The organism is Deltaproteobacteria bacterium (assembly GCA_016875395.1).
Classification (GTDB): Bacteria; Myxococcota_A; UBA9160; order UBA9160; family UBA6930; genus VGRF01.
The window spans coordinates 1-25910 of record VGRF01000034.1 but is presented as its reverse complement, the minus strand read 5'-3'; the positions used below and the strand labels follow the sequence as shown (position 1 = coordinate 25910).

26 protein-coding genes and 2 tRNA genes are annotated in these 25910 nt (G+C 71.4%); 14 read left to right on the top strand and 14 right to left on the bottom strand.

Features of this window, described 5'->3' with window-relative positions:
* The first annotated feature begins 70 nt into the window (after window positions 1-70).
* The 3 genes from FJ091_19510 to FJ091_19500 all read left to right on the top strand — a co-directional run bounded on the left by FJ091_19510 (window position 71) and on the right by FJ091_19500 (window position 1934).
* The gene (locus tag FJ091_19510; protein ID MBM4385544.1) at window positions 71-709 is read left to right on the top strand and encodes a gamma carbonic anhydrase family protein; all 639 of its coding nucleotides are present in this window, start codon (window positions 71-73) and stop codon (window positions 707-709) included.
* 69 nt (window positions 710-778) lie between these two features.
* Window positions 779-1195, top strand: coding sequence for an SRPBCC family protein (locus tag FJ091_19505; GenBank protein MBM4385543.1), 417 nt, complete (start codon window positions 779-781; stop codon window positions 1193-1195).
* Between the two features lie 136 nt (window positions 1196-1331).
* Window positions 1332-1934, top strand: a complete 603-nt coding sequence (locus tag FJ091_19500) for a DUF4126 domain-containing protein (GenBank protein MBM4385542.1) — start codon at window positions 1332-1334, stop codon at window positions 1932-1934.
* Between the two features lie 3 nt (window positions 1935-1937).
* Here FJ091_19500 and FJ091_19495 read toward each other — a convergent pair whose 3' ends face one another.
* The 7 genes from FJ091_19495 to FJ091_19465 all read right to left on the bottom strand — a co-directional run bounded on the left by FJ091_19495 (window position 1938) and on the right by FJ091_19465 (window position 8646).
* On the bottom strand, window positions 1938-3086 hold the full coding sequence (locus FJ091_19495; GenBank protein ID MBM4385541.1) for a hypothetical protein: 1149 nt from the start codon (window positions 3084-3086) through the stop codon (window positions 1938-1940).
* Between the two features lie 12 nt (window positions 3087-3098).
* Window positions 3099-3548: a GatB/YqeY domain-containing protein gene (locus FJ091_19490; GenBank protein MBM4385540.1), complete on the bottom strand. Its 450-nt coding sequence runs from the start codon at window positions 3546-3548 to the stop codon at window positions 3099-3101.
* A 73-nt stretch (window positions 3549-3621) separates the two neighbouring features.
* On the bottom strand, window positions 3622-3861 hold the full coding sequence (locus FJ091_19485) for a hypothetical protein (protein MBM4385539.1): 240 nt from the start codon (window positions 3859-3861) through the stop codon (window positions 3622-3624).
* Complete coding sequence (locus FJ091_19480) at window positions 3858-4820, bottom strand: TIGR03621 family F420-dependent LLM class oxidoreductase (GenBank protein ID MBM4385538.1); 963 nt, start codon at window positions 4818-4820, stop codon at window positions 3858-3860. Before FJ091_19480 ends, FJ091_19485 begins: the two co-directional genes overlap by 4 nt.
* A 27-nt stretch (window positions 4821-4847) precedes the next feature.
* Window positions 4848-5918: a HupE/UreJ family protein gene (locus FJ091_19475; GenBank protein ID MBM4385537.1), complete on the bottom strand. Its 1071-nt coding sequence runs from the start codon at window positions 5916-5918 to the stop codon at window positions 4848-4850.
* Window positions 5915-6745 carry a peptidyl-prolyl cis-trans isomerase gene (locus FJ091_19470; protein MBM4385536.1) on the bottom strand — a complete coding sequence of 277 codons (831 nt, stop codon included), beginning with the start codon at window positions 6743-6745 and terminating at the stop codon, window positions 5915-5917. The genes FJ091_19475 and FJ091_19470 overlap by 4 nt, the downstream gene beginning before the upstream one ends.
* Window positions 6742-8646, bottom strand: coding sequence for a DUF3604 domain-containing protein (locus tag FJ091_19465; GenBank protein ID MBM4385535.1), 1905 nt, complete (start codon window positions 8644-8646; stop codon window positions 6742-6744). The genes FJ091_19470 and FJ091_19465 overlap by 4 nt, the downstream gene beginning before the upstream one ends.
* On the opposite strand from FJ091_19465, the gene ilvD reads away from it, so the two are divergent.
* Together ilvD and FJ091_19455 are read left to right on the top strand one after the other, a co-directional pair.
* Complete coding sequence (gene ilvD, locus FJ091_19460) at window positions 8645-10417, top strand: dihydroxy-acid dehydratase (GenBank protein ID MBM4385534.1); 1773 nt, start codon at window positions 8645-8647, stop codon at window positions 10415-10417. The genes FJ091_19465 and ilvD overlap by 2 nt on opposite strands.
* 9 nt (window positions 10418-10426) lie before the next feature.
* A complete protein-coding gene (locus FJ091_19455; protein ID MBM4385533.1) occupies window positions 10427-11131 on the top strand; it encodes a hypothetical protein in 705 nt (234 codons plus the stop codon).
* On the opposite strand, the gene FJ091_19450 is transcribed toward FJ091_19455, so the two are convergent.
* The 4 genes from FJ091_19450 to ilvB are packed head-to-tail and all read right to left on the bottom strand — an operon-like array spanning window position 11106 to window position 14816.
* Complete coding sequence (locus FJ091_19450) at window positions 11106-11720, bottom strand: DUF1326 domain-containing protein (protein MBM4385532.1); 615 nt, start codon at window positions 11718-11720, stop codon at window positions 11106-11108. The two genes, FJ091_19455 and FJ091_19450, sit on opposite strands and share 26 nt — an antisense overlap.
* Window positions 11721-11729: 9 nt before the next feature.
* On the bottom strand, window positions 11730-12497 hold the full coding sequence (locus FJ091_19445; protein ID MBM4385531.1) for a DUF2182 domain-containing protein: 768 nt from the start codon (window positions 12495-12497) through the stop codon (window positions 11730-11732).
* Window positions 12497-13051: an acetolactate synthase small subunit gene (gene ilvN / locus FJ091_19440; GenBank protein ID MBM4385530.1), complete on the bottom strand. Its 555-nt coding sequence runs from the start codon at window positions 13049-13051 to the stop codon at window positions 12497-12499. The genes FJ091_19445 and ilvN overlap by 1 nt, the downstream gene beginning before the upstream one ends.
* 43 nt (window positions 13052-13094) lie before the next feature.
* On the bottom strand, window positions 13095-14816 hold the full coding sequence (gene ilvB / locus FJ091_19435; GenBank protein ID MBM4385529.1) for a biosynthetic-type acetolactate synthase large subunit: 1722 nt from the start codon (window positions 14814-14816) through the stop codon (window positions 13095-13097).
* 149 nt (window positions 14817-14965) lie between these two features.
* On the opposite strand from ilvB, the gene argE reads away from it, so the two are divergent.
* Complete coding sequence (gene argE, locus FJ091_19430; protein ID MBM4385528.1) at window positions 14966-16165, top strand: acetylornithine deacetylase; 1200 nt, start codon at window positions 14966-14968, stop codon at window positions 16163-16165.
* A 68-nt stretch (window positions 16166-16233) separates the two neighbouring features.
* On the opposite strand, the gene FJ091_19425 is transcribed toward argE, so the two are convergent.
* Window positions 16234-18489 carry a hypothetical protein gene (locus FJ091_19425; protein ID MBM4385527.1) on the bottom strand — a complete coding sequence of 752 codons (2256 nt, stop codon included), beginning with the start codon at window positions 18487-18489 and terminating at the stop codon, window positions 16234-16236.
* Window positions 18490-19014: 525 nt separating this feature from the next.
* Between FJ091_19425 and FJ091_19420 the strand changes: the two genes are divergently transcribed.
* The gene (locus FJ091_19420; protein ID MBM4385526.1) at window positions 19015-19815 is read left to right on the top strand and encodes an SDR family oxidoreductase; all 801 of its coding nucleotides are present in this window, start codon (window positions 19015-19017) and stop codon (window positions 19813-19815) included.
* Window positions 19816-19843: 28 nt separating this feature from the next.
* Here FJ091_19420 and FJ091_19415 read toward each other — a convergent pair.
* Window positions 19844-19919 (bottom strand) — tRNA-Ala (locus tag FJ091_19415).
* A gap of 310 nt (window positions 19920-20229) precedes the next feature.
* Between FJ091_19415 and FJ091_19410 the strand changes: the two genes are divergently transcribed.
* The 7 genes from FJ091_19410 to FJ091_19380 all read left to right on the top strand — a co-directional run bounded on the left by FJ091_19410 (window position 20230) and on the right by FJ091_19380 (window position 25658).
* A tRNA-Leu gene (locus tag FJ091_19410) sits at window positions 20230-20317 on the top strand.
* Between the two features lie 29 nt (window positions 20318-20346).
* Window positions 20347-20643, top strand: coding sequence for a hypothetical protein (locus FJ091_19405; protein ID MBM4385525.1), 297 nt, complete (start codon window positions 20347-20349; stop codon window positions 20641-20643).
* 44 nt (window positions 20644-20687) lie between these two features.
* Window positions 20688-21833, top strand: a complete 1146-nt coding sequence (moeB, locus tag FJ091_19400) for a molybdopterin-synthase adenylyltransferase MoeB (protein MBM4385524.1) — start codon at window positions 20688-20690, stop codon at window positions 21831-21833.
* Window positions 21833-22189 (top strand): hypothetical protein, encoded by a 357-nt coding sequence (locus FJ091_19395; GenBank protein ID MBM4385523.1) that lies wholly within the window; start codon window positions 21833-21835, stop codon window positions 22187-22189. Before moeB ends, FJ091_19395 begins: the two co-directional genes overlap by 1 nt.
* Before the next feature lie 32 nt (window positions 22190-22221).
* Window positions 22222-22383: a hypothetical protein gene (locus tag FJ091_19390; GenBank protein ID MBM4385522.1), complete on the top strand. Its 162-nt coding sequence runs from the start codon at window positions 22222-22224 to the stop codon at window positions 22381-22383.
* 186 nt (window positions 22384-22569) lie between these two features.
* Window positions 22570-25299, top strand: coding sequence for an excinuclease ABC subunit UvrA (gene uvrA, locus FJ091_19385; protein ID MBM4385521.1), 2730 nt, complete (start codon window positions 22570-22572; stop codon window positions 25297-25299).
* The gene (locus tag FJ091_19380; GenBank protein ID MBM4385520.1) at window positions 25299-25658 is read left to right on the top strand and encodes an SCP2 sterol-binding domain-containing protein; all 360 of its coding nucleotides are present in this window, start codon (window positions 25299-25301) and stop codon (window positions 25656-25658) included. The genes uvrA and FJ091_19380 overlap by 1 nt, the downstream gene beginning before the upstream one ends.
* A 130-nt stretch (window positions 25659-25788) precedes the next feature.
* On the opposite strand, the gene FJ091_19375 is transcribed toward FJ091_19380, so the two are convergent.
* Window positions 25789-25910 (bottom strand): IS5/IS1182 family transposase (locus FJ091_19375; protein ID MBM4385519.1); only part of this gene is annotated, 122 nt, incomplete at its 5' end.

The window sequence follows — 25910 nt, the reverse complement described above, 5'->3', positions numbered from 1 at the left end:
TTTGGGCCAGCTCGCGCACACTTCGCGAGCACGAGCTGCCTGCGACGTGAGCACGGCTGCGCGCCCGCATATGCTGCGCGGCTTCGCGCCCCGTCGATGTGCGCAGCCTCCGGCACATGCGGCGCGCGACTGGAGACCCCGTGTGAGCTGGCAAGCCGACGACTTCGCGCGCCGCTACCCCGGCGCGCGCATCCTGCCGTATCAGGGCCGCTGGCCGCGCATCGACGTGAGCGCGTGGATCGCGCCGGGCGCGATCGTGGTCGGCGACGTCGAGATCGGGCGCGACTCGAGCGTCTGGTACGGCTGCGTGCTGCGCGGCGACGTGCACGCGATCCGCGTCGGCGCGCGCACGAACATTCAGGACAACTCGGTGCTGCACGTGACGAAGGACCGCTTCCCGTGCGAGGTCGGCGACGAGGTCACGGTCGGGCACCGCGCGGTGGTGCACGGCTGCCGCGTCGGCCACGGCGCGCTCGTCGGCATCGGCGCGACCGCGCTCGACGGCGCGCAGCTCGGCGAGCTCGCCTGGCTCGGCGCCGGCGGAGTGCTCGCCCCGGGCGCGAGCGTCGCGCCGCGCATGCTCGCCCTCGGCACGCCCGCGAAGCCCGCGCGCGAGCTGCGCCCCGAAGAGCTCGCCGAGCAGCGCGAGCGCACGCTCGAGTACGTGCGCACCGCGGGCAGGCATCGCGCGAGCCAGAGCGGCGCGTAGATGCGACCACCGCGCAGGCGGTAGGGCGCGCGGCTGCGGTATCCCCCGCCTCCATCAAAGGAGGCCTCCATGGCGAGCGTCAAGGTTTCGGATCGCATCAACGCGCCGATCGAAAAGGTTTGGGAACTGATCGGCGATTTCGGCGGGATCCAGCGCTACTCGAGCGGCTTCAAGAGCGTCACGTGCGTCGGCTCGGGCGTCGGCGCAGTCCGCACGATCACGCTGCCGAACGACGCGCAGATCCAAGAGCGCTGCGAGCTGCTCGATGCCGCGCGCCGCACGCTCGACTACTCGATCATCGCGGGCGCGCTCCCGCTCACCGGCTACCTCGCGCGCATCCAGCTCGCCGAGGACGGCGCCGCGACGCGCATCGAGTGGAGCAGCTCGTTCGAGCCGAAGGGCATCAGCGACGCACAGGGCATCACGATGGTCGAGGGCATCTACGCGGGCGGCATCAAGGGGATCAAGAAGGCGCTGGGCGTGTAGGCGGGGCTCCGCGCGAAATCGCCAACTTCGCGTCAGACGCGAGCTCCGCGATTTCGCCTTCGGGCGCGGCTGAACTTTCTCGGCGCGCTTCGCGTCTCCGCTGCGCCGAGCTCGCGGCACTCACCGGAGCACTCGCATGTCACCAGACCTGCTCGCACACCTCGGTCTCGCGGCCGGCGCCGCTGCGGGCTCCGGCCTGCGCGTGTACGGCACCGTCGCCGCGCTCGGCTCGCTGCAGTACGCCGGCGTGCTCGATCTGCCGGGGCAGCTCGAAGTGCTCGGCGCGCTGCCGGTCGCGCTGCTGGCGAGCGCGCTCTACGTCGCCGAGTTCGTCGCCGACAAGGTGCCCGCCTTCGACTCGATCTGGGACGCGGTGCACACGTTCGTGAAGGTTCCCGCCGCTTCGCTGCTCGCCTACGCCGCGCTCGGTGACGCGCCCGACACCTGGCGCGCTGCGGCCTCGCTGCTCGCGGGCGGCGTCGCGCTCTCGGTGCACGGCATGAAGTCCGGCGTGCGCCTCTCCGCGAACACGAGCCCGGAGCCGTTCTCGAACTGGGGCCTCTCGCTCGCGGAAGAGCTCAGCTTCGCGGGCCTCGTCTACCTCTTGATCGAGCACCCCTACGTCGCGCTCGGTGTCGCGGGCGTCCTGCTCGTCCTCGTGGCGCTGCTGATGTTCTGGATCGCGCGGGCAATCCGGCGGCTCTTCCGCGGCGAGCCGAAGCCGGCAGCCGCTGGCTGAGAGCTAGCGGCGCGCGCGAATGCGCAGAGCCGAGATCGCGAGCGCGACGAAGCCCAGCGCCCACACGATCGCGACGTCGCGCTCGCGGACGCGCGTGACCACCGCTTCGGCGACGCGGCTGCGATAGGGCGTTCCGAGATCGAGCGCGCCGCGCTCCGCCCGCTGAGCCTCGCTCCAGGCGAGCCCGCCCGCCGCGAGCGTGCGCGGCGCGAAGCGCTCGAGGAACACGTTCTCGCGCGCGGCGACGGTCATGTCGCGCGCGCGCCACGCGGGGTCGTCGCGATGCGCGTCCGCGGTCTCGACGTAGCGGTCGCGGCGAAACAGGTGCACGCGCAGCTCGTGCAGGAACGGATCCCTCACGGCGGTGTGCTCCGCGAGGAACGTGGCGTAGGGCGACGGATCGGCGTCGCGCGGCGCGAGTGCGTTCGCGCGAGCATTCGTCGCGAGCGCGGCGCCCGCGGCCGCCCAGTCCGCGGCGTCGAGGCGCGACGGGAACGCGCCGGCCCCTGACAGCTCGTGCAGCACGCCGTAGTCGACCATGCCTGTTTCCTGCGCGCCAAGCGCGGGGACCACGTGCGCGAGCCGGGCGACCCGCGCAGACGTGTTCAGCAGCGAGGCGCCGAGCAGCGTCCACGCGAGCGCGAGCAGCGCGGGTCCCCCCGCCGCGGCGAGCGCGTTGATGCCGATTTCGCGCAGATCCCACACGCGCTTCGGGGCGAGCCACTGCAGACCCTCGTCCACGAGCCCGACGCACCCTGCGAGCAGCGCGGCGCTCGGCGCGAGCAGGGCGTCGCGCGGGCCGAACGCGAGCGCGCGGAGCGCGAGCAGCCCGAGCGCGCCGTACTCGATGATGTGCAACGCCTCGACGGCGTTGCCGCGTAGCCGCCACGCCACGGCGGCGTACAGCGCGACGCCGAGCACGAGGGCGAACCGAGCGCGCGCGCCGAGCTGCGCGAACGCGCGCCACGCGAACGCGCCGCCGAGCGCGAGCGCGGCGAGCACCGCCGCGAGAAACGCCTGCGCACCGAGGCGCTCCACGACGTAGCGCTCGAGCACGCGCGCGAACGGCACGGTCGCGAAGATCAGCAGCGCCCACGCCGCGCACGCGGCCCAAGCGAGCGTGCGCCCGCGAGCGGTGCGCTCCGTCGCCACGGCCGCGGCTCGCTATCCGCCGAGCTTCTTGGCTGCGATCGCGCGGGCGAGGTTGCCGTCGATGTCGCCCTTGTGCGCCTTCATCAGCGCGCCCATCACTTTGCCGAGCTCCTTCGCGGAGGTGGCGCCGCTCGCAGCGATCGCCTCGTCCACCCAGCGCGAAGTCGTCGCCTCGTCCGCGAGGCTCGGCAGGAACGCCTGAATCACCGCGAGCTCGGCGCGCTCGGCGGCGGCCATCTCTTCGCGCCCGCCCTTGCTGAACGCTTCGATCGATTCCTGGCGCTGCTTCTCGAGCTTGCGCAGCGCAGCGATCGCCGCCTCGTCGGCGAGCGTCGACGCGCCGTCCTTCTTCATCTCGTAGAGGAACGCTGCGCGAATGTTGCGCAGCGCGACGAGGCGCTCGGCCTGCTTCGACTTCAGCGCCCCCTTCATTTCGTCGTTCACGCGCTCGACCAGACCCATCGCAGTCTCCCTTTCGCAACCAGCCGAAGTCCTAACAACCACGCGCCCGCGCCGCTGCTCCCGCCGCGCTCCTTCACGCGTCCGGATCGTCCTCGCTCAGCGACGCCGCGCGGATTGGATGCGGCGCGTACTCGGGGCCGGTCGCCCAGCCCGGAATCGCGGACGCGGCGGTGAGCCACGACGCCGCGAGGTCGTCGTCCACCACGATCGAGCCTGCATCGCGGTCGCCGGTGATGCCTTCCCAGAGCTCGGCCCCGCCCGCTTCCCACCAGGTGCGGTCCGTGTTCTCGAAGTCGATGCCGAGCTTCGTCATCGCGCGTCCGCAGCCGTGAGTGGCGCCACGACCTCCGCCGCGAACTTCTCGAGCAGCGCGAAATCGCGGCCTTGGATCACGATGTACGAGAAGCCGAGCTCTTCGCGGCGGCGCAGCAGCGTGTCCCGGATCTCGCGCGCGGAGCCCACGAGGTAGAGCGGGCAGGCGGCGACGTCCTCGGGGCTCATGCCCGACTGCTTGCCGAGGAACTCGCGCACGGGCTTGGCGTCGTCCGTGATCACCGTGCCGAACACGAGCGCGTTCAGCTCGAGCTGCGCGAAGTCGCGGCCTGCGGCCGCCGCGGCCGCCTGCACCCAGCGGATCTTCTCGCGCGTGCGCTCCAGCATGCCGTCGCGCGCGGCGTTCGCGGTGATCTTGCCCTCGGCCACCTTGGGGTTGATGCCGACGATGTCCGCGTGACGGCCCGCGACCCCCAACACCTTCTTGCCGCCGCCGCCGATCAGGATGCGCGGCGTCGTGGCGAGCTCGACCGCGCGCTGCGCGCCCGTCACCTGATAACTCGACCCCGCGTAAGTCGTACGCTCCTGCGACCAGATGCCCTTGATCACGTGCAGCGCCTCTTCGAGCCGCTCGACGCGCACGCCTGCCGCGTCGTAGCGCATGCCCGCCTCGGCGTAGTCGGCCTCGGTCCAGCCCGCGCCGATGCCGAACTCGACGCGCCCACCGGAGAGCGCGTGCGCGGTGGCCGCGGAGCGCGCGAGCACGACGGGATGCCGGTAGTCGACGCCGTAGACGAGCGTGCCGGTCTTGATGCGCGAGGTCGCGGCGGCGACCGCCGAGAGCGCCACCACGGGATCCCACTCGGGGAAGAAGAAGTGGTCGGGCCACAAGATCGAGTCGTAGCCCCAGCGCTCGATCTGCTGGACGCGCGCCTTCCAGTCGGCGGCCGGCAGCGACGAGAGCTGCACGCCGAAGCGGAACTTGTGGGGCGCGGCCATCGCCTTCTCCTTCGCGGGCGGCGGAAGCTACGGGAACAACAGCGCCGCCGCGCGGTCGAGGCACCAGAACACACCGAGCGCGCCGATCGCGCTGGCGGGCAGCTCGCGCGCGAAGCGCGGCAGCCCGGGGGAAGTGGCGCGCGCGGAAACTGCGCGGCGCAGTAGCCACAGCGCGCCGAGCAGCAGGGCGACGATCCCCAGCTGGCCGAGCTCGATGCCGACGTTGAAGGCGAGCAGCGCGAGCGGAATCGCGTGCTGCGGGAGACCGAGCTCCGCGAGCGCGCCCGCGAAGCCGAGGCCGTGCAGCAGGCCGAACGCGAACGGGAGGAGCGCGGGGTGGCGGGCGATGCCGCGAGGGCCGACTGCGCGCTGCTCATCCGCCGGCGCCCGCGCCAGCGCCAGAGCGAGCGCCACGATCGTCGCCGCGATCGCGACCTCGACGAGCGACTGCGGCGGCGCGACGACGCCGAGCGCGGCGAGCGCGAGCGTGGCGCTGTGGCCGAGCGTGAAGGCGGTGATCGCGACGACGAGCCGCCGCGTCGCGCCGAGCAGCAGCGCGAGCCCCGCGACGAACAGCACGTGATCGAGGCCGCTCGCGAGATGCTCCGCACCGAGGCGCAGGTAGCTCGCGAAGACGCGCGCGCTGCTCTCGCGCGCGGGCACGGCCAGCGCCGGCGCCGCCTCGCTGAGGATTGCGCGCACCTCGCGTCCATCCGCGAGCGCGACGCGCACCACGGTGTCCACGCCGCTGCCGGCGAGCCCGTCGACCGAGAGCGAGCGGCCGACCAGCTCACCGCCGCACGCGATGCGCCACTCGAGCACGACCGCCTCCGCGTCGAGCCGCGCGGCGGGCTCGCTCGCGTCGGGGCACGGCAGCCGCGGCTCGAGCCGTACACCGCGCGGGATCACCGCGGACTGCTTCCAAAGCACCGCGACCTCGCCGCCCGCGAGCTCGCGCAGCTCGAGGTAGGCGGGCGCGAGGTTGTGAGCGGAGGTGGCGGAAGGCGCGAGCGCGAGGAGCGGGACGGCAGCGCACGCAAGGACAACCCGCCGCCGAAGGAGCGACGAGCTGCGTTTCGGCCAGAACGTCCCCGTCATTCGTACCCCGCGTCGGGCGCGAGCCGCCAGCGCACGCGCAGCTGGGCGAGCGCGCTGCGTACCGCGGCGTCGCCGCGCTCCGCGAGCAGTGCTTCGCGCACCTCGCTGCGCACGGTTGCGAGGGGCGTCTCGCGCGCGGGCGTGCGCTCGTGCACGAACACGCGATGCCAGCCGTACGCGGACTCGATCGGCGCGCTCCACGCGCCGGGCGCGAGCGCGAACGCCGCATCCGGGAAGGCGGCGCCGAGCTGGCGCGCGAGCTCGGCGTGCGAGAGCGAAGGGAGCTGCGCGGCGAAGGGCAGGGGCTCGCCGAGCCCGAGCGCGGCGGACGCGTCGCGTGGGAGCTGCGCGCCGACCGCCTCTGCGCGCGCCCGCGTCGTGAAGTAGAGCTGCGTCGCGCGCACGCGCGGCGCCTCGGTCCAGCGCGCGCGGTGCGCTGCGAGAAACGCGGCGAGCTCCGCCTCGCTCGGCTCCTGCGCGCGTCCAGACTGCGCGAACGCGAGGCGCATCTTCTGCACGAGGCGGCGCTGCACGACGACGTCGCTCTCGTGCATGCCCAGCGCGAGCGCGTCTCGCACGAGTGCGTCCTCGTCGCGCCCGCGCTCGCCCTCGGCGAAGGCGAGGTTCATCGCGAGTCGGCGGCGCACCACCGCGTCGCTCTCGTGCCAGCCGCGGAGCGTCGCCTCGCGATAGAGCAGCTCGTCGTCGCTCACGAGGCTACCCGGCGCGAACGGCGGCGGCTCGCTCGCGAGCTGCGCGCCGAGCGTGCGGTCGAGCGCGAACAGCGCCGCGCCTAACAACACGAAGCGTACGAGCGGACGCTTCACTCGGGCGATACCCAGATCGGGCTCGTCCAGGCGCGCTCTTGGATCACGCGGGGGTGCTCCGGCGCGCAGCACGCTTCGAGACCGTCACCGATCGTCGCGGGCTTCGCGCAGTCGACGCGCTTCGCCACGCACACGCGCTGGCTCCAGCGGCAGGTCGGGTTCTCGAGCACGCGCGCGTAGTAGAAGGCGCGCTCGCGCGGGTCGAAGTCGTCGTCGCGCCACACGGCGCACAGGCGCGCGTGGCCCGCGCCGCGCGGCTCGCACGTCGCGCTGTCGACGCTCGCGCCGTTCTCGCCGCCCGCGACGTCGACCACGCGCTCGTGCGTCGCTCCGTTCGCGTCGAGCCAGCCCTTCACGATCTGGATGCGCTGCAGGTCGCTGCCGGGCTCCGCGCGCGTTCCGGGATCCTTGGTCGCGAGCACTGCTAAGCGCGGAGCGTCGCTCGACGCGCTCGCGCGCAGCTCGCCGCCCATCGGGACGCCGTGCGCGTACCCCTGCGCCACGAGCTCGGAGTCGCTGCACAAGCTCTCGGGCAGATCGGCGCCGCCGAAGAAGCGCACCACGGGCCGCGTGCCGCTCGTTCCGTACACCTCGCGCCGGCGCATCGCGGCGAACAGCGCGTCGCGCGTGTTCTCCTCCGCCCACACGACCGCGAGGCCGCCGGGGCCGAACTCGACCGCGTCGGGTAAGCCGGGCGGCAGCGTCGTCGCGTCCGCGGCGCCCGCCCCGCCGTGGCCGGGGAACGCCGCCTCGCTCGCGAGGCCCGGCGTGCCGAGGTGCGTGTCGGTGCTCGCGATGAGGCCGAAGCGGAACGGATTTGCGCCGAGCGCGGCGTCGTGGGCGAGGCCGCGCTTCAGCGCCTCGCGCGCGTACTGGCCGCGCTGCGGAGGGTTGCCGCGGAAGCCCATGTAGCGCCCGCCGAAGTTGTCGTACGGGAGCTTCTCGAACCCGCACGCCTCGTCGGTCGTGTCGCCGCCTAACAAGCACTCCGAGTCGCCCTTGTGCTGCATCACCTCGACGAGCGGCTCCCAGAACGCGCGCATGCGCGCCTCCTGCGCGTCGACGGCGCCGCCGAGCGAGCGCGCCGAGGCGAACATCAGCCCGCCGTCGAGGTTCGAGTTGTGCGGGATCGTGAGCACCTCGCAGCCGGGCGTTCCCGCCGTGCACTCGCGCGCGAGCGCGTCCCACAGCGCCATCGCGTTCGGCCCCGTCTCCATCGTGCTGAGCGGGAGCTTCGGCACGAGCGCGTTCCGGAAGATCACGTTGCGGTGCAGGTTCTTCCCGGCGTCGACGCCCGCGGTCCACTCGTAGCCGACGAAGCTCGTGAAGCGGCATCCGGCGCTGCGGTCGTACGCCTCCTCCGCGGCGGCCTGCGTGTCGCGCCAGACGTGCTGCGCCGCTTCGAGGCACGCGGCGCCGTTCTCGCCGCAGAAGCCGAAGCGCTCGCCGCCCGCGGAGTAGGCGGCGTTCATCACGAAGAACGCGGCGCGCGGCCAGCTGCGGTAGAGGCGGCACACGAGCGAGTCGTGCCCGGGTGTGCCGGGCGTCTTGCAGATGTGCACCTCGCCGATCTGCTCGGCGTGGTCCGTAACAACCGTGAAGTCGAGCGGACGGTCGATCCGCACGCTGCGCATCGAGCTGCCATCGCTGCGCCACGGCTGAATCGCGAGCGCGTCGCCGCGCGCGAAGCGGTAGGCGTCGCGCGGCGTCGTGCGCGTGCTCTGCGTGCTCGCGTCCTGCGAGTAGGCGGTGTGCACGTGCGTGTCGCCGAAGAACGGCGCGCGCAGCGGCTCGTAGGCCGCGCAGGGCTCGCGCTGCTCGGTGAGCGCGTACGGGCGAGCGGGCGCCGCCTGCGCGTGCGCGCCCGCGACACCGAGCAGTGTCACGAGGCCGAGCGGCATGAGCGATCTCGCGAGCAAGCGCGGCCTCCGAGTCCTGCTGCGCAGGGCGCGCGATGATAGGCTGCTCTTTCTCTCGAAAGGGCCGCTCGTGACAACGAAGCTCAACAAGATCAGCGCGCGCATCACCGAAGAGAAATCGCAGGGCGCGTCGCAGGCGATGCTGCACGCGACCGGCATGAGCGAGGCGGATCTGCACAAGCCGCAGGTCGGCATCGCCGCCATGTGGTACGACGGCAACCCCTGCAACATGCACCTCGGCGCGCTCGCCGACGCGGTGCGCGAGGGCGTGCAGAGCGCGGGCATGATCGGCATGCGCTTCTTCACCGTGGGCGTGTCCGACGGCATCTCGATGGGCACGCACGGCATGAGCTTCTCGCTCCAGTCGCGCGACCTGATCGCGGACTCGATCGAGACGACGATGAGCGCGCAGTGGTACGACGCGAACGTCTCGATCCCGGGCTGCGACAAGAACATGCCCGGCTGCCTGATCGCGATGGGCCGCCTGAATCGCCCCTCGCTGATGGTGTACGGCGGCACGATCAAGCCGGGCGTGTCGCAGAAGGGCGCGCCGCTCGACGTGGTGAGCGCATTCCAGTGTTACGGCGAGTGGCTCGCGCAGCGCATCACGGAGGACGAGCGCGTCGACGTGGTGCGCCACGCCTGCCCCGGCGCGGGCGCGTGCGGCGGCATGTACACCGCGAACACGATGGCGAGCGCAATCGAGGCGCTCGGGATGTCGCTGCCGTACTCGTCGAGCATTCCCGCAGTCGATCCGGCGAAGCTCGACGAGTGCCGGCGCGCCGGCGCCGCAGTGCGCCGCCTGCTCGAGCTCGATCTCAAGCCGCGCGACATCATGACGCGCGCCGCCTTCGAGAACGCGATGGTCACTGCGATCGCGCTCGGCGGCAGCACCAACCTCGTGCTGCACCTGATCGCGATGGCGCGCAGCGTGGGCGTGCCGCTCACGCTCGACGACTTCCAGCGCGCCAGCGACAAGACGCCGCTGCTGTGCGACTTCAAGCCGAGCGGCAAGTACGTGATGGAGGATCTGCACAAGGCGGGCGGCACGCCCGCGGTGATGAAGTTCCTGCTCGGCGCAGGGATGCTCGACGGCTCCTGCATGACCGTGACGGGCAAGACGCTCGCGGAGAATCTGCGCGAGTTGCCGGCCCTAACACCTGGCCAGCCGATCGTGCGCGCGCTGAACGACCCGATCAAAGAGACGGGCCACATCCAGATCCTGCGCGGCTCGCTCGCGCCCGACGGCAGCGTCGCGAAGATCACGGGCAAAGAGGGCCTCACGTTCTCCGGCCCCGCGCAGGTGTTCGACAGCGAGGAGGACATGGTCGCCGCGGCGGAGCAGGGGAAGATCCGCGCGGGCTCGGTGATCGTGATCCGCTACGAGGGCCCGAAGGGCGGGCCGGGCATGCCCGAGATGCTCTCGCCCACGTCGCTGCTGATGGGCGCCGGGCTCGGCGACAAGGTCGCGCTCATCACCGACGGCCGCTTCAGCGGCGGCTCGCACGGCTTCATCATCGGCCACGTCTGCCCCGAAGCGCAGGAGGGTGGACCGATCGCACTCGTGAAGGACGGTGACCGCATCGAGATCGACGCGAAAAAGAACCTGATCGAGCTGCACGTCCCGCACGAGGAGATTGCGAAGCGCCGCGCCGCTTGGACCGCGCCGCCGCTCAAAGCGACGCGCGGCACGCTCGCGAAATACATCCGCACCGTGAAGAGCGCGAGCGAGGGGTGCGTCACGGATGAGTGAGGGGCGTAGGTGACGGGAGGGCGCAGGAAGCTGCTCGAGGACTGGATCGACTCCTATCTCCGCGCACGATCACCGCTGGACGTCGATCCGATTCTCGCTGCGCTCTCGGCGTACGGGCGAGTCGAGACGAACGTCGATGCGTCGACACACGACCTCCAAGAGATCGTTGCGATTTCCACCAGCCGTCGGAAAGCGCGCCTCAGTGTCGGTTGCGACATGCTTCGCGACCTCACGCGAACGCATCAAGCCGCTCGCGAAGCAGTGATCGCGATGTCTGAGAGCTCGCATGCGGGTGTGAGGTTCAATGCGCTTGTCGCGCTGGGCCCCGAGACGCCGACTGATCTGGTCGACGCCCTCGTGATTCGCGGGTTGTGCGATCGCAGCGTTCGGGTTCGCGCGAAGGCCGCGGACCGATCGTTGTGGCTGAGGGCGAGATGGCTGGCCCCCAAACTCGCCGAGGCAGTGCACTGCGAAGGCCACGCCGCCACGCGGGTGAATCTGGAACTCTGCCGAGCGCTCCTGGCGGACGGATTCGTCGTCTCGCGGGAGTCGTCGGGGCGCGCATGGGTGACAGCGCTCGACTCCACGGGGTTGGTGAGCGCGTGGTTCGAGGCAGGGAGATCGCAGGCAGGCGCCATCGAGGCGTTCGTTGCCGACGCACGCGAGTTGGCAAGGCGCGAGTGCGACCTCACCGCGTCCCCCAGCTCCAGTTGATCTGACAGATCTCCGCGCTCCTGCCGTCGAAGTCCCACACGCGGCCGTACGCGCGCACGCGGCCCTTCGTCGCGGTGGCGACCGTGACGTCGGGGCCCATCCAGTAGTTGCTGTTCGTCACGACGATGTCTTCGCCGGGGCGCGCGCCGGGGACGGGCTCGACGGCGCCTTGGATTCTCTTGCCCACGGTGAGGCGGCGCGTCTTGCCCTCGGTCTCGTAGACGACGGGCGCCTTCTCCGCGCCCAAGAACTCGCTCACGAGCACGGAGAAGAGGCCGGTGCTGCCGCCGGCGCGGCCGGAGAAGATCTCGACCAGGCCTTGGTGCGCGGCATCGCTCGCGCGTTCGTCGATGTAGGCCGCGGCTTTCCAGTTGCCGCGCGCCATCTGGCCCGGGATTTCGAGCAGCAGCGCGACGTTCAGGCCCGCGAGGCGCTCGGCGCCGTAGTGGCCGTCGTCGATGCGCACGCCGGCCCAGGCTTGGCAGATGCCCTCGGTCGGCGGGTGCTTGCCGAGCGAGATCACGCACGGGCAGAACACGGTGCAGTTGCAGTTCAGGATCAGCTCGCCGCGAATTGACCACGAAGGCATGGGTTCTCCTCAGAGCCAAACTGCTAGGGACGCGGCGCACAGCGCGGCGCCGAGCACGCGAGTCCCGCGCGCGCCGAGCGCGCCGGTTTTCTCCGCGATCATCACGAGCATCGCGAGGCCCATGAACGCGAGGTTCATCACGCCGAGCGCGAAGCCGAGCGCCATCAGCGCCCAGCAGCAGCCGAGGCACAGCGCGCCTTCGACCGCGCCCTTGCGAAACGCGTACGCGAGGGTGCCGCGCCAGTCGCCGAGGAAGCGCGTGATCGGCGCGCGGCAGGCGCGCAGGCAGGCGTGCTTCAGCGGCGTGAATTGGTACGCGCCCGCGAGCGCGAGCAGCGCCGACGTGAGCGCGCGCGAGCTGCTGCTGCCGTCGGGCGCGACGAGGCCGGCGCGCTGGAGCGCGAGTTGTGCGCCCGCCGCGGCGAGCGAGAACGCGAGCCACACCGCGAGGAAGCCCGCGAGCAGCGCCCAGAAGCCGCGCGCGTTTGCGGCGCGCGCGTGCACGAGATCGTCGTACGTGCGCAGCAGCGGCACCGCGGCGGGGGCCATCATCCCGACGCTCATCAGCGACCACATCGCGAGCATCGCCGGGAAGCTCGGCGCGCTCGCGCACAGCGCGCGCCAGAACGCGTCGCCCGCGAGGCTGCTGCCGATGCGCAGGCGCGTGAAGTCGAGGTGCAGCGCGGCGAGCGCAAGCCACGCGCCTGCGATCCCCGCGTAGAAGAGCGCCCAACGAAGCGCGCGCTGCGCGCCAAGGTCAGGCGCAGTCCCCGCGATCAAGTCTCTTGCAGCCCGCGCGCCATCAGGATCTTGCCGCTGCGCACGAGCTCGGCGAGGCCGAGCGGTTTGAGCAGGGCGAGGAACGCGTCGAGCTTCTCGCTCGAGCCGTAGACGCGCAGCATCAACGAGTCGGCGCCGAAGTCGACCACCTTCGCGCCGTAGTGCTCGGCGATCTGCAGCACCTCGGTCCGCTCGTTCGGCGCGCTGCGCACCTTCACGAGCGCGATCTCGGTCTCGTAGGACGAGTCGCCCGTGTGGTCGATCGCGTGCACCACGTCCACCAGCTTCGCGAGCTGCTTGATGATCTGCTCGAGCGTCTCGGGATCGCCCGAGCACGTGATCGTCATGCGCGAGAAGTCGCCGTGCACCGCGGGCGAGACCACGAGGCTCTCGATGTTGAAGCCGCGGCGCGCGAACACGAGCGCGACGCGCACCAGCACGCCGGGCTTGTTGTTGACGTACAGCGAGATCGTGTGGAGATCGCGCCGGCTCGCGCGCGCGACGCGGCCGTCTTGGGCCTCGATGCTGGAAAGGATCGGATCAGCGCTCATGGGCGATCTCCTGGGAGCGAGAAGTTCGAGTGGACGCGCGGTCTCAGGTGCTCCCGACCGGCTTCTCCATTCGCGTCTTCGGCGCCTCGATGATCATGTTCGCGATCGGCGCACCGGCGGGAATCATGGGGAACACGTTGTCCTCCTTGACCACCTCCGCCACGAGCACCACCGGCCCCTTGTGTGTGCGCGCCTGCTTGATCTTGCGGTCGACGTCGCCCGGCCGCGTGATGCGCAACCCCTTCACGCCGTACGCCTCGGCCAGCTTCACGAAGTCGGGGTTGCCCTCGAGATCGACGCCGCTGTAGCGGTTCTCGAAGAACAGCTCCTGCCACTGGCGGACCATGCCGAGGTAGTTGTTATTGATGATCAGCACCTTCACCGGCAGCTTGTGGATCGCCGCAGTGGCGAGCTCGCAGAGGGTCATCTGGAAGCCGCCGTCGCCCACGACGGTCCAGACCTCTTCGCCGGGCCGGCCGAACTGTGCGCCGATGGCCGAGGGGAAGCCGAAGCCCATCGTGCCGGCGCCGCCGCTCGAGATCCAGCGCCGGCCCTCGCGCGTCCGGCAGAACTGCGCGGCCCACATCTGGTGTTGGCCCACGTCGGTCGTGACGATCGCGCGGCCCTCGGTGAGCGCGTCGAGGCGATCGAGCACGTGCTGCGCGCGCAGGCCGCCTTTCTTCGCGTACTTGAGCGGGTACTTCCTGCGCCAGCCCTCGCACTCGGCGAGCCACGCGCTCGTGTCGAGCGGGCCCACGCGCGGGATCAGGTCTTCGAGCACGGCCTTCGCGTCGCCGAGGATGCACACGTCCGGCCGTAACACCTTGTTGAACTCGGACGGATCGACGTCGATGTGGATCTTCGTCGCGCCGACGCAGAACTCGTCGACCTTGCCGGTGATGCGGTCGTCCCAGCGCGCGCCGATCGCGAGGATCAGGTCGCAGTGCGTGACGGCCTTGTTCGCGTAGGCGGTGCCGTGCATGCCGAGCATGCCGAGATGCAGCGGGTGCGTTTCGTCGGCGGCGCCCTTGCCGAGCAGCGTGTTCACGAGCGGCGCGCGCAGCTTCTCGGCGAGCGCCATCACCTCTTTGCCCGCGCCGCTGATCACGGCGCCGTGCCCGACGTAGAGCACGGGGCGGCGCGAGCGCATCAGCAGCTGCGCGGCGCGCTCGATGTCTGCGCTGCTTCCGCGCTGCGGCACGCGGTAGCCGGGCAGGTCGACCTCCGTAACAACTCGATCCTCGCCCGGGCCCTGGCTCACGTCCTTGGGCACGTCGATCAGCACGGGACCGGGCCGGCCCGTGGTCGCGAGATGGAACGCCTCGCGAATGATGCGCGGGATGTCGTTCGCCTCGCGCGCCATGTAGCTGTGCTTCACGACAGGGTAGGTGATGCCCGTGACGTCGGCTTCCTGGAACGCGTCCTTGCCGAGGTTCGCGCGAATCGTCTGGCCCGAGATCACGATGATCGGCGCCGAATCCATCTGCGCCGTGAGCAGGCCCGTCACCGTGTTCGTCGCGCCGGGGCCCGAGGTCACGAGCACGACGCCCGGCTTGCCGGTCGCGCGCGCGTAGCCGTCGGCCATGTGGGTGGCGCCTTGCTCGTGCCGGACGAGAATGAGGTTGATCTTCGAGTCGACGAGCGCGTCGAAGATCGGCATCGCGGCTCCGCCGGAGAGCCCGAAGATGTACTCGACCCCCTCGCGCTCGAGGCAGCGGATCAGCACTTCGGCGCCGGTGAGGGGTCGCTGGGTCGGATTCGGCATGTGCGCTCCCGAAGTCTCGAGTCGAGAAGAAGAGTCGGACAAGAAAAGCGCTTTCATCGCACCAAATCAACCGGATCGGTGACCTCTGACTCATCAAATCGACGATCTCGGATAGAAAGTTGACTGCCCCCAGGGGCTATGGAGTTGAAATGTCCCAGATCGAGGCCGTTCTCGGCGAGCTCGTTGCTCACGACTCTGTGAGCGTCCGGGGCAACATCGCCCTGATGGAGGCAATGGCGTCGCGGTGTGCGGACTCGGGCGCGCGCGTCGCCCTGCAGAGATGGGGCGACGGGGCCCTGGCCAAGGCGAACCTCGTGGCGGTGCTGGGCCCGGACGAACCGGGCGGGCTGATCCTCTCCGGCCACGCCGACGTGGTGCCCTTCGCGGATCAACCCGGCTGGACTCGCGATCCGCTGCGGCTCAGCAATAACGGCGACCGCTTGGTCGCGCGCGGTAGCACGGACATGAAGGGCTTCCTGGCGCAGTGCCTCGAGGCACTGAAGCACCTCGACCCCTCGAAGCTCGAGCGCCCGGTCGTGTTGTTGTTCACTGCGGACGAGGAGATCGGTTGCCTCGGCGCGCAGCGCCTCGTGCCCGAGCTGCCGCAGTTGTTAGGCGCGACGCCGCTGCCGCGACTCGCGTGGATCGGGGAGCCGACCTCGGGGCGCGTGTTCCACGCGCACAAGGGCATCGTCGAGTTTCACGTGCGAGTGAGCGGTCGCGGCGGTCACTCGAGCGTGCCCGAAGCGGGCGCGAACGCGATCGCGGGAGCCGCGGAGGTGGCGCGCAGGCTCGGGCAGCTGCAGGCGGAGCGGCGTGCGAGGCCGAGCGCGCGCTTCGCCGCGCTCTTCCCCGAGGCGCCCTACACCACGTTCAACCTCGGCACGATCCAAGGCGGCAGCGCCACGAACATGATCGCCGACGCGTGCTCGCTCGCGGTGAGCTACCGCCCGCTGCCTGACGAGGACGCGCTCGCGCTGTGGCGCGAGGCGCGCGAGCGGTTGTTAGGCACGCCGCTGCGCGACCCGGGCAGCGAGCTCGCACTCGAAGTGGAGGTGCTGCCGGCGCTCGCGGCTCCCGGGCTGCTCACCGCGCGCGGCACCGCGCTCGAGCACGCGCTCTGCGCCGCCTTCGCGCAGGGCGAAGTCGGCGGCGCGCCCTACTGCACCGACGCGGGGCGCTTCGCTGTGGCCGGCATCGACTCGCTGATCTGCGGCCCCGGCGACCTCGCCGAGGCGCATCAGCCGAACGAGAGCATCTCGCGCCAGGCGCTCGCCGAGGGCGTCGAGCCGATCGTGGCGATCGTGTCGAAGCTGTGCGGCCGCGGGGGCGACGCGCCGCGCGCGTGACGAACCCGTCAATCGGTGTCTGGCACGGATCGTCGATTTCCGACCAATTGGGGCCAGACCCCAATTGGTCATCCGGCGAAGAACTCACGCGCTGCCTTGGCCGGGTCGGCCGCGAGATCTTCGGGCTCGCCGCCGCGCAGCCACGCTTCGGGGAGCAGCGCGCGGTAGGGCTCGCGCAAGAAGCGCGCGCCGTAGAGCGCGACGACGCCGCGGTCGTCGTCTTGGCGGAGCAGGCGCCCCACCGATTGGATCACGCGAGTCATGCCCGGCAGTGCGTAGGCGAGCGCGAAGCCGTCGCCGAGCGTTTCCTCGTAGTGCTCGCGCGCAAGCTCACCGCGCACGTCGAGTGCGGGCAGGCACGGCCCGAGCACCGCGATCGCGCGCAGGCCGAGGCCGCTCGTGTCGAAGCCCTCGGTGAACGCGCCGCCCGCGATCGCGAGCGCGAGCACGCCGTGCTCGCCGCGCAGCGCCGCGAGCCAGCGCTCACGCTCGCGCGCATCGGCGCCGGGCTGCTCGCACGCGACGCGGCGTCCCGCGTCCTCGAGCGCGCGCGCGAGGTGCCCGAGCCACGCGAAGCTCGGCCCCACGACGAGCGTGTTCCCGGGTGTAGCGTCCGCGAGCGCGCACAAGCGCTTCGTCAGCTTCGGCAGCTCGCGCGCGCGCGCTTCGAAGGTGCACTGCACGCGCGCGTCGATCACGACGCGCAGCCGCGCGCTGCGGTCCTCGCCGCGAACGCGCACGGCCGCGAGGCGCTTCTCGTCGAGGCCGAGCAAGCGCGCGTGCCACTCCGGCGGCGAGAGCGTGGCGGACATCGCGACGACCGAGTGCGCGCCGCCGAGCGTCCGCGCGAGATGCGGCGCCGCATCGACGCAGGCGCGCTCGACGAACGCCTCGCCGCCCGCGCGGCCGGCAAGCTCGCGGTGCGAGCCGCTCACAGGCGCGGCGAAGTAGGCGAGCGCGCCGAACGCGGCGTCGAGAAACGCTGCGTGCGGGCCGAGCACCGGATCGCCGGCGAGGTCGGCGAGCACTTCGTCGATCGCGAGGTCGAGGAGCTCGCGCAGCGCCTCGGCGTCGCGCGCTGCGAAGCCGCCTGATACGCACGCCTCGGGCACGTCGCCCACCACGTCGTGTACGCAGCTCTCCAGCGCGCTCGCGAGCGTCCCTAACACCTCGCGCATGCGCGCGTGAACCGGCGCGCTGCCGAGCGCGACTCGATCGTGCGCCTCTTGCAGCATCGACGCGGTGAGGCGCGCAGTGAGCGCATCGCGCGTGCGGGCGGGCAGGGCGTGCGCCTCGTCGATCACGAGCAGAGAGCGCGCGAGCACCGCGGGATCGCGCAGCTCCGGCAGCGCGACGACGGGGTCGAACGCGTAGTTCGTGTCGGCGACGGTGACGCAGGCCACTCGCGCGGCGTCAGCCATCAGCTCGAACGGACACGCGCCCCGCGCGCGGCCGAGCGCGAACACGTCGACCGGCAGCGCGAAGCCGCTGGCGAACGAAATGCGCAGGAGGTCGTGTTCCGCGACCGCTGCGTGATGCGTGCGCGCGAACCCGCACACTGCCTCGTGACAGTTCACTTCGCCGTTCGCGCACATCGAGGTGCGATTGCGCAGATGCGCCGCGACGCGCACGCCCGGCGGCGCGATGCGGCGGAGCGTTTCGATCGCGAGGCGCTGCTGCAGCGTGCGGCTCGTCAGCGCGAACAGGCGCAGGTCGTTCCCGAGCGCGAAACGCAGCGCGCTGGTGAGGACTGCCGCGGTCTTGCCGAGCCCGGTCGGCGCTTCGAGCAAGAGATGCTCGCGCGCGGCGAGCGAGCGCTCGGTCGCCTCGACGACTTCGCGCTGTCCCTCGCGCAGCGCCGCGAACGGAAACGCGACCGAGGTGGCCGCCGCGCGCCGCTGCGCGAGCTCGGCTTCGCGCGCTTCGGCGCTGCGGATCGCCTCGGTCGCCCAGGCATCGAGCGCGGCGAGCGTCTCCTCGCGCGTGAGCGCCGCCGGCTCGCGCGCGCGCACCGCCCCATCGCGCGCGAGCCACACGAGCTCCGCGTGCACGCGCGAGCCGCGCGCAGGCTCGAGCAGCCACGCGTAGAGCTGCGCCTGCACGCTCGCAGCCTCGCGCAGCCACGCGCGTGCGCCGCCGTGCGCGACGTGCTTCAGCTCCTCGACGACGAGCGCGCCGTCGCCGCGTGTGCGCACACCATCGCAGCGCCCGCCGAGCACGATCCGCCACTCGCCGAGCGCTCGCTCGCCGCGTACGACGACTTCGGCTTCGAAGCTCGCGACCCCGCGCGCTGCATCGCGCTGATAGGCGACGTGCGCTTCCACTCCGCGCTCGAGCGCGAGCCAGTCGCGGCCGGCCGAGCCGACCCGGCGCGGGATTCGCGCGAGCGCGACATCCGTGACGCTCGCGAAGAGCGTCTTCGCTGCGAGGTCAGCGCGCGTGGCGCGGACGCGCGGCGACGCTCCAGATCGGCGTCGCGCGGACGAGGTGGCGAGCGCAGAACAAGGAAGCCCGGGTCGGCGAACCTAACACGAAAGCTCTCCGCATTAGAAAACCCGCCGAAGCGGGTTCCGTGGATCAATCGAGCGCCCAGATCTTAGCCCGAGTGATTAGGGTTCGAAAGGATGTTTCGCAGGTTTTTTTCAACGGGCGGTCCGGGAAACAAAAACACCGCTCGCTCAGCCCAAGTCTTGCCGATCTCGCCGAAAAATCTCGCCCCGAGCGCGCGCGTTTTCAGCGGGCGGGCCCCTCGAGGAGCATCCGCGTCGAGGGGTGCCCCTGCTCCCACGCGAAACTCTGGCGATGCGCGCACGGCGTGGGGCAGGATCCGCGCCCGCTCGGAGGCTCGCGTGCCGCTGTCGCTCGATCTCGCTGGCAGGCGCGTGCTCGTGGTCGGGGCGTCCTCGGGGATCGGCCGCGCGCTCGCGGAGATCGCCGCCGCCGCAGGCGCGAGGGTCACGCTCGCCGCGCGGCGCATCGACCGCCTCGAGTCCCTCGCCGCCGAGATCCGCGCGCGCGGTGCGAGCGCCCACGCCTTCGCCTGCGACGTCGCCCTCGATGCCGACTGCCGCCGCGCAGTCGACGGCGCCGCCGCTGCGCTCGGCGGCCTCGACGCCTTCGTATACGCACCCGGTCTCTCGCCGCTGATCACCCTCGACGAGGCGACGCGCGAAGACTGGCGCCGCGTGCTCGACACCAACCTGATCGGCGCCTCGCAGATCACCGCCGCCGCCGTCCCGCACCTGCGCGCGAGCCGCGGCCGCGCGGTCTACGTCGGCTCCTACTCCGCGCGCCAGACGCTGCCGGGCATCTCGCTCTACAGCGTCTCGAAGCTCGCGCTCAGCGGCCTCGTCGCCTCGTGGCGCATGGAGTGCCCGGAGCTCGACTTCGTTCACGTCACGCTCGGCAACACCAGCGACACCGAGTTCGCCGCCAGCTGGGAGCCCGCCAAGGCGGCGCGCATCATCCAAGGCTGGGTCGCGCGCGGCCTCTTCCCGGCGCCGAAGATGATGCCGCTGCGCGCGGCCGCCGAAGCGATCGCGGCGACGCTCGCTACCGACGCGTTCCTCGACGAAGTGGGCGTGATGCCGCGCATGCGCGACGGCCGCGTCGAGGACGTCGAGATCGCGCTCACGAAGCAACAGGGCTAGGTCCGAAGACCTAGCCCTGCGCGGTTCGTGGTGGAGCTGATCGGGATCGAACCGACGACCTCGTGAATGCCATTCACGCGCTCTCCCAGCTGAGCTACAGCCCCGAGAGGCGCGGCAAGCTATCGGCATCGCGCAGGTGCGTAAAGGCTGCATCACGCGGAGCTTGGCCGGACCGCCGAGCAAACCTCGCGGCCGCGAACGATCGCGGCTCGAGAAGCGCTAGCGAGCAAGCGCGCGAAGCGCGTAGCTCGCGCGCAGCGAGCCGAAGGCGAGCGGACAGTCGCAAAGGGCTGCTATCTCGTTGCTCCGACCGAACGCGGCTCGGGAAGCGCAAGCACGCAAGCGACGACGAAGTCGGAGCAGCGTGCGCGCAGCGAGGCGAAGCCGAGCGGAGTTCGTCACAGTGTGCCCTGCGCCGGAGTGGCGGAACGGCAGACGCAGGGGACTCAAAATCCCCCGGGCCGCGAGGTCCGTGTGGGTTCGAATCCCACCTCCGGCACCAGCGTCCATGCACCGAAGATGGTGGCGATCATGCGCAACGGACTCCGCACGACACTTCTCGGTGTAGCCCTCGCACTCGTTGCGATTCCCGCGCTCGCGGGTTGCCCCGACGGCATGCGCGAGTTCCGCGGCGCGATCAGCGAGGTCGGGCCGCAGAAGTTGTTCGTCGACTCGCGCCTCGACGACAACATCGGCTTCGCGCGCGCGCCCGACACGCAGGTGATTGGGCGCGCGAGCTGGGACGCGCTGAAGGCCGGCGACGAGGTCGCGATCTGCTGGCGCTTCGAAGATCGCCCGCGCAAGGCGGTGAGCGTCACCGTCCAGTAGGCCCCGCGTTGGCGAGGCTCCGCGCGGGTCGTACCGTGCGCTGCATGTCGTCCCCGGTGCTCACGCCCGCGCAGTACGAGCGCTATCGGCGCCACCTGAACCTCCCCGACTTCGGCGTCGAGGGGCAGCGCAAGCTGCTCGACGCGCGCGTCCTGCTGATCGGCGCCGGCGGGCTCGGCTGTCCGCTCGCGCAGTACCTGACGGCCGCCGGCGTCGGTCACATCGGTCTGATCGACGACGACGTGGTCGACACCTCGAACCTGCAGCGTCAGGTGCTCTACGGCACGGACGACGTGGGGAAGCCGAAGGTGGATGTCGCGTTAGCAAAGCTGCGCGCGATGAACCCCGATGTCGACGCGGTCGGCTTCAAGACGCGCATCACCTCCGAGAACGCGCTCGAGCTGATGCGCCCATACGACGTGATCATCGACGGCACCGACAACTTCCCCACTCGCTACCTCTCGAACGACGCCTGCGTGTTGTTAGGCAAGCCCACCGTGTACGGCGCGATCCTGCGCTTCGAGGGGCAGGCCTCCACCTTCGATGCGAAGCGCGGCCCCTGCTACCGCTGCCTCTTTCCCGAGCCGCCGCCGCCCGGCGCGGTGCCGTCGTGCGCGGAGGGCGGCGTGCTCGGCATCCTGCCCGGCGTGATCGCGATGATTCAGGCGACCGAGGCGGTGAAGCTCATCACCGGCATCGGCGAGCCGCTGATCGGCCGCTTCCTCCACTACGACGCGCTCTCGATGCGCTTCAGCGAGTTCCGCTTCGCGAAGGATCCCGAGTGCCCGGTGTGCGGGAAGAATCCGAGCGTGACGAAGCTGATCGACTACGAAGGCTTCTGCGGCGTCACGCGCGAGGCGAACGCGGTCGCGGAGATCTCCGCCGCCGAGCTGGCGCGCGCGCTCGCGGCGAAGAGCGAGTTGTTGCTGGTGGACGTGCGCGAGCCGCACGAGTTCGAGAAGGCGCGCATCGAGGGCGCGAAGCTGATCCCGCTCGGGCAGCTCGGCGCGCGGCTCGGCGAGCTCGCGGACTGGAAGCAGCGTCGCGTCGTGATGCACTGCCACAAGGGCGGGCGCAGCGCGAAGGCGTGTGCGCAGCTGCGCGACGCGGGCTTCGCGAACGTCGCGAATCTCACGGGCGGGATCGACGCGTGGTCGATCACGGTGGACGCGAAGGTGCCGAGGTACTGATGGCAAAGAAGGGTGCGCTGCCGGATCCGCTCGCGCGGCGTCACGAGCTCGAGAAGCCGCTCGACGCCGCGCACGCGCGTGCGATCGGCGAAGCGTACCTCGCGCAGAAGCGCGAGCTCGAGGCGATCGCGTTTCTGAAGAAGGCGAACGCGCACGAGGCGCTCGAGAAGCTGTGCGCCGTCGCCATCGAGCGCGGCGACGCGTTCCTGCTGCGCGAGGCCAACACCGCGCTCGACCGCGAGCCCGATCTCGCGAGCTGGCAGCGCCTGGGTAGCGCCGCAGAGCTGCAGGGGCGCGAGAAGTACGCGGCGGAAGCAAAGCGTCAGGTCGAGCGGCTGAGCGGACGATCGAAGTAGCCACGCCTGAACGGGGGGTGCGTACAGTGTCGATGAAGTGTCTCGTCGTTCGCGGACTCGCGAAGGAAATCGAGGAAGACCTCAACAAGTTCTTCGCGAGCCACGACGTGCACGTGCTGCACATGACGCAGAGCTCCACGGGCGAGTACATCTCGGTGACGCTCGTGTACGAAGAGCCCTCGATGGTTGGTTGAGGCGCGCACGCAGGCAAGCGAAGCGCGCAGCGAGCCGAAGGCGAGCGAAGCCAACGCGGTAGCGAAGCGCGCAGCGAGCCGAAGGCGAGCGGAGGTCGAACAGTGGCCTCGTTGCTTGCCGACCACCGGGGCCGCGAGTCCGCTGGGATCGCGGCTGCGTAGGGGAGCCGTCATCCTGCGCGCGCCGTGGCGACCGCCGAGATCCGCATCGAAGGAGCGCGCGCTCACAACCTGAAGGGCGTGAGCTGCAGCATTCCCGTGGGCGCGCTCACGGTGATCTCGGGGCCGTCGGGCTCCGGCAAGTCGAGCCTCGCGTTCGACACCCTCTACGCCGAGGGCCAACGCCGCTACGTCGCGTCGCTCTCGACCTACGCGCGCCAGTTCCTCGAGAAGCTGCCGCGCCCCGCGGTCGACCTCATCACGAACTTGCCGCCCGCGATCGCGATCGAGCAGCGCAACCGCGTCACGAACGCGCGCTCCACGATCGGCACCGCCACCGAGATCCTCGATCACCTGCGGCTGCTCTTCGCGAAGGCCGGTGAGACGCGCTGCTGCGGGCGCGCGGTGGAGCCCGGCACGGTCGACGCGATCGCGGGGCGCGTGCTGCGCGAGCTCGCGGGCGAGCGCGTCGTGCTCGCAGTGGCGCTCCCCGCGAAGGCGAAGCCGAAGGAGCTGCGCGAGCAGTTGTTACGGGAGGGGCTGCGCCGCCTGTTGCTCGCGGACGGCGCGTTCGCGGACGTGGAGGAGATCTCCGCCACCAAGCTCGGCGCGCTGCGCGGCGAGGCGCTGCTCGTGATCGATCGCCTCGAAGTCGCGGCGGAGCAGCGCACGCGCCTCGCCGAGGCGATCGCGACGGGGTTCCTGCGCGGCGCGGGCGAGCTCGTCGTCGCGCCCGCGAGCGGCGCGCGCCGCGTCTATCGCGAGGGCTTCTGCTGCGACACGTGCGGGCGCCGGCACCCCGCGCCCGAGCCCGCGCTGTTCTCGTTCAACAGTCCCCTCGGCGCGTGTCCCGCGTGCCACGGCTTCGGCCGCACGCAGGCGCTCGACCTCGAGCGCGTGATCCCCGACCCCGCGCGCACGCTCGCGAAGAACGCGATCGCGCCGTTCGCGACGCCGTCCGCGCGCAGCTGCCAGCGCGACCTGATGAGCGCCTGCCGCGACCGCGGGCTCGCGACCGACGTCGCGTGGCGCGATCTCAGCGAGGCCGACCGCGCGTGGGTGATCCGCGGCGACGATGCGTGGTACGGCGTGAAGGGCTACTTCGAGTGGCTCGAATCGCGGCGCTACAAGGTGCAGGCGCGCGTCGCGATCGCGCGTTACCGGCGCTTCGATCCTTGCGAGAGCTGCGGCGGCGCGCGGCTGCGCTCCGAGGCGCTCGCGGTCGAGCTCGCGGGCCGCACCATCGGCGACGCCGCGCGGCTCACGATCGGCGAGCTCGGCGCGTGGCTCGCGGCGCTCGAGTTATCAGGCGAACGCGAGGCGCGCGGCAAGCGCGTGCTCGACGCGCTGCGCGCGCGCGTCGAGACTGCGCTGCGCGTCGGCCTCGACTACCTCGCGCTCGATCGCCAAGTGCGCACGCTCTCGGGCGGCGAAGCGCAGCGCATCCAGCTCGCGACCGCGCTCGGCGGCGCGCTCACCGCGGCGCTCTACGTGCTCGACGAGCCGAGCGTGGGCCTGCACCCGCGCGACGTGAACCGCTTGCTCGACGTGCTGCGCGGCATCCGCGACGCGGGCAACACCGTCGTCGTGGTCGAGCACGCGCTCGAGATCGCGGGCGCGGCGGACTTGCTGATCGACATGGGCCCGGGCTCGGGGCGCCGCGGCGGCGAGATCGTCGCGCAGGGCAGCGTCACCGACGTCGCGGCAAGTCCCGCCTCGCTCACCGGCCGCGCGCTGTCGGGCGCGTTCAGCGTGAAGCGCGAGCGGCGCACGCGCGCGAGCGGCAGCCTGCGCATCCGCGGCGCGCGCGCACACAACCTGCACGGCGTCGACGTCACGATTCCGCTCGGCCAGCTCGCCGTCGTGACGGGCGTCTCGGGCGCGGGCAAGACGAGCCTCGTGCGCTCCGTGCTCGTGGGCAACGTGCAGCGCACACCCGAACGCGGCCATTGCGATGCGATCGAGGGCGCCGAGCGTATTCGCGAAGTCGCGATCGTCGAGCCGACGGCGCCGGGCCGCTCGCTGCGCTCGAACCTCGCGACGGTCTCGAAGGCCTACGACGGCATCCGCGCGCGCTTCGCGTCGATGCACGAAGCGCGCAGGCGCGGCCTCACGCCCGGCTACTTCTCGTTCAACGTCGCGGGCGGGCGCTGCGAGGCGTGCGAAGGCACCGGCGAAGTCGTGGTCGACATGCAGTTCCTCGAAGAAGTGCGCACGCCCTGCGAAGCCTGCGACGGCACGCGCTTCCGCAAGGAGGCGCGCGAGATCACGGTGGGCGGGCGCAGCATCGTCGACGTGCTCGCGCTCACCGTGGACGAAGCGCGCGAGCTGTTCGCGGGCGACGCGAGCGTCGCGACGCGCCTCGAGCCATTCGCGCGCGTGGGCCTCGGCTACGTCACGCTCGAGCAGCCGCTCAGCACGCTGTCGGGCGGTGAGCTGCAGCGCATCCGCGTCGCGCAGGCCCTCACGGCGCGCGCGAGCGGCTGCCTGTTCGTGCTCGACGAGCCCACCACGGGCCTGCACGCCGCCGAGGTGCAGGTGTTATTGGACTGCCTCGATCAGCTACTCGACCAGGGCGCGAGCCTGCTCGTGGTCGAGCACAACCTCGACGTGATCCGCCTCGCCGATCACGTCATCGACCTCGGCCCCGAAGGCGGTCCCGGCGGCGGGCGCCTCGTGGCCGCGGGCACGCCGGAAGAAGTGGCGCGCGTCGCCGAGTCCTTCACGGGCGCCGCGCTGCGCGCCGCCGGGCTCTGATGTCGCGCGCCGTTCCGCCCGCGGACATCGCGCCCGAGGAGTTCTTCACACGCTGGCTGCCGGGCGTCGTCGCAGCCGACGCCGACCGCCGTACGAAGCTCGGCGACACCGAGGCCACGATCGCGTTCGAGCTGACGGGCGACGGCGGCGGCGCCTACGGCGTCCGCGTCGCCAGCGGAGTTGTTACGGGCTTCGCGGGCGAGGCGCCGAGCGCCGACCTCCACGTGCGCGTCGACCTCGACACGTGGCGCGCGCTCAACGCCGGCACGCTCTCCGCGCCGATGGCCTTTCTTCGCCGCCGAGTCCATCTCGCGGGAAACCTGAAGCTCGCAGTGAAGCTGCACCTGATCATCGGCTGAAGCGGACACACCCGCACACGAGCGAACGCAGCTGGTGCAGATCGAGGGTTCAGCGTCAGACGCGAATTCCTCGATTTCGGCCTGCGGGAGAACCAGAAGGCGGCGCCGCGAAGGTCCGGGCGCTAAGAGCCTATCCGAAAACCCCAGCCAGTTTCATCGTGATCCAGGCACAGGCGAGATGGAGCATTGCCTCGTAGTTCTGCTCGCGCTTCTCCCAGCGGACGAGGAGCCGGCGGAATCGGTTCATCCACG

Bases quoted from the DNA above. Each gene is read 5' to 3' on its own strand.
- FJ091_19465 (MBM4385535.1), bottom strand. From the start codon at position 8,646: ATGCCGCTCGGCCTCGTGACACTGCTCGGTGTCGCGGGCGCGCACGCG.
- ilvN (MBM4385530.1), bottom strand. From the start codon at position 13,051: ATGAGCGCTGATCCGATCCTTTCCAGCATCGAGGCCCAAGACGGCCGC.
- FJ091_19380 (MBM4385520.1), top strand. From the start codon at position 25,299: ATGTCGCGCGCCGTTCCGCCCGCGGACATCGCGCCCGAGGAGTTCTTC.
- FJ091_19490 (MBM4385540.1), bottom strand. From the start codon at position 3,548: ATGGGTCTGGTCGAGCGCGTGAACGACGAAATGAAGGGGGCGCTGAAG.
- FJ091_19505 (MBM4385543.1), top strand. From the start codon at position 779: ATGGCGAGCGTCAAGGTTTCGGATCGCATCAACGCGCCGATCGAAAAG.
- FJ091_19395 (MBM4385523.1), top strand. From the start codon at position 21,833: ATGGCAAAGAAGGGTGCGCTGCCGGATCCGCTCGCGCGGCGTCACGAG.
- FJ091_19450 (MBM4385532.1), bottom strand. From the start codon at position 11,720: ATGCCTTCGTGGTCAATTCGCGGCGAGCTGATCCTGAACTGCAACTGC.
- moeB (MBM4385524.1), top strand. From the start codon at position 20,688: ATGTCGTCCCCGGTGCTCACGCCCGCGCAGTACGAGCGCTATCGGCGC.
- FJ091_19405 (MBM4385525.1), top strand. From the start codon at position 20,347: ATGCGCAACGGACTCCGCACGACACTTCTCGGTGTAGCCCTCGCACTC.
- FJ091_19485 (MBM4385539.1), bottom strand. From the start codon at position 3,861: ATGACGAAGCTCGGCATCGACTTCGAGAACACGGACCGCACCTGGTGG.
- argE (MBM4385528.1), top strand. From the start codon at position 14,966: ATGTCCCAGATCGAGGCCGTTCTCGGCGAGCTCGTTGCTCACGACTCT.
- FJ091_19390 (MBM4385522.1), top strand. From the start codon at position 22,222: ATGAAGTGTCTCGTCGTTCGCGGACTCGCGAAGGAAATCGAGGAAGAC.
- ilvD (MBM4385534.1), top strand. From the start codon at position 8,645: ATGAGCGATCTCGCGAGCAAGCGCGGCCTCCGAGTCCTGCTGCGCAGG.
- FJ091_19500 (MBM4385542.1), top strand. From the start codon at position 1,332: ATGTCACCAGACCTGCTCGCACACCTCGGTCTCGCGGCCGGCGCCGCT.
- FJ091_19475 (MBM4385537.1), bottom strand. From the start codon at position 5,918: ATGACGGGGACGTTCTGGCCGAAACGCAGCTCGTCGCTCCTTCGGCGG.
- ilvB (MBM4385529.1), bottom strand. From the start codon at position 14,816: ATGCCGAATCCGACCCAGCGACCCCTCACCGGCGCCGAAGTGCTGATC.
- FJ091_19510 (MBM4385544.1), top strand. From the start codon at position 71: ATGCTGCGCGGCTTCGCGCCCCGTCGATGTGCGCAGCCTCCGGCACAT.
- FJ091_19480 (MBM4385538.1), bottom strand. From the start codon at position 4,820: ATGGCCGCGCCCCACAAGTTCCGCTTCGGCGTGCAGCTCTCGTCGCTG.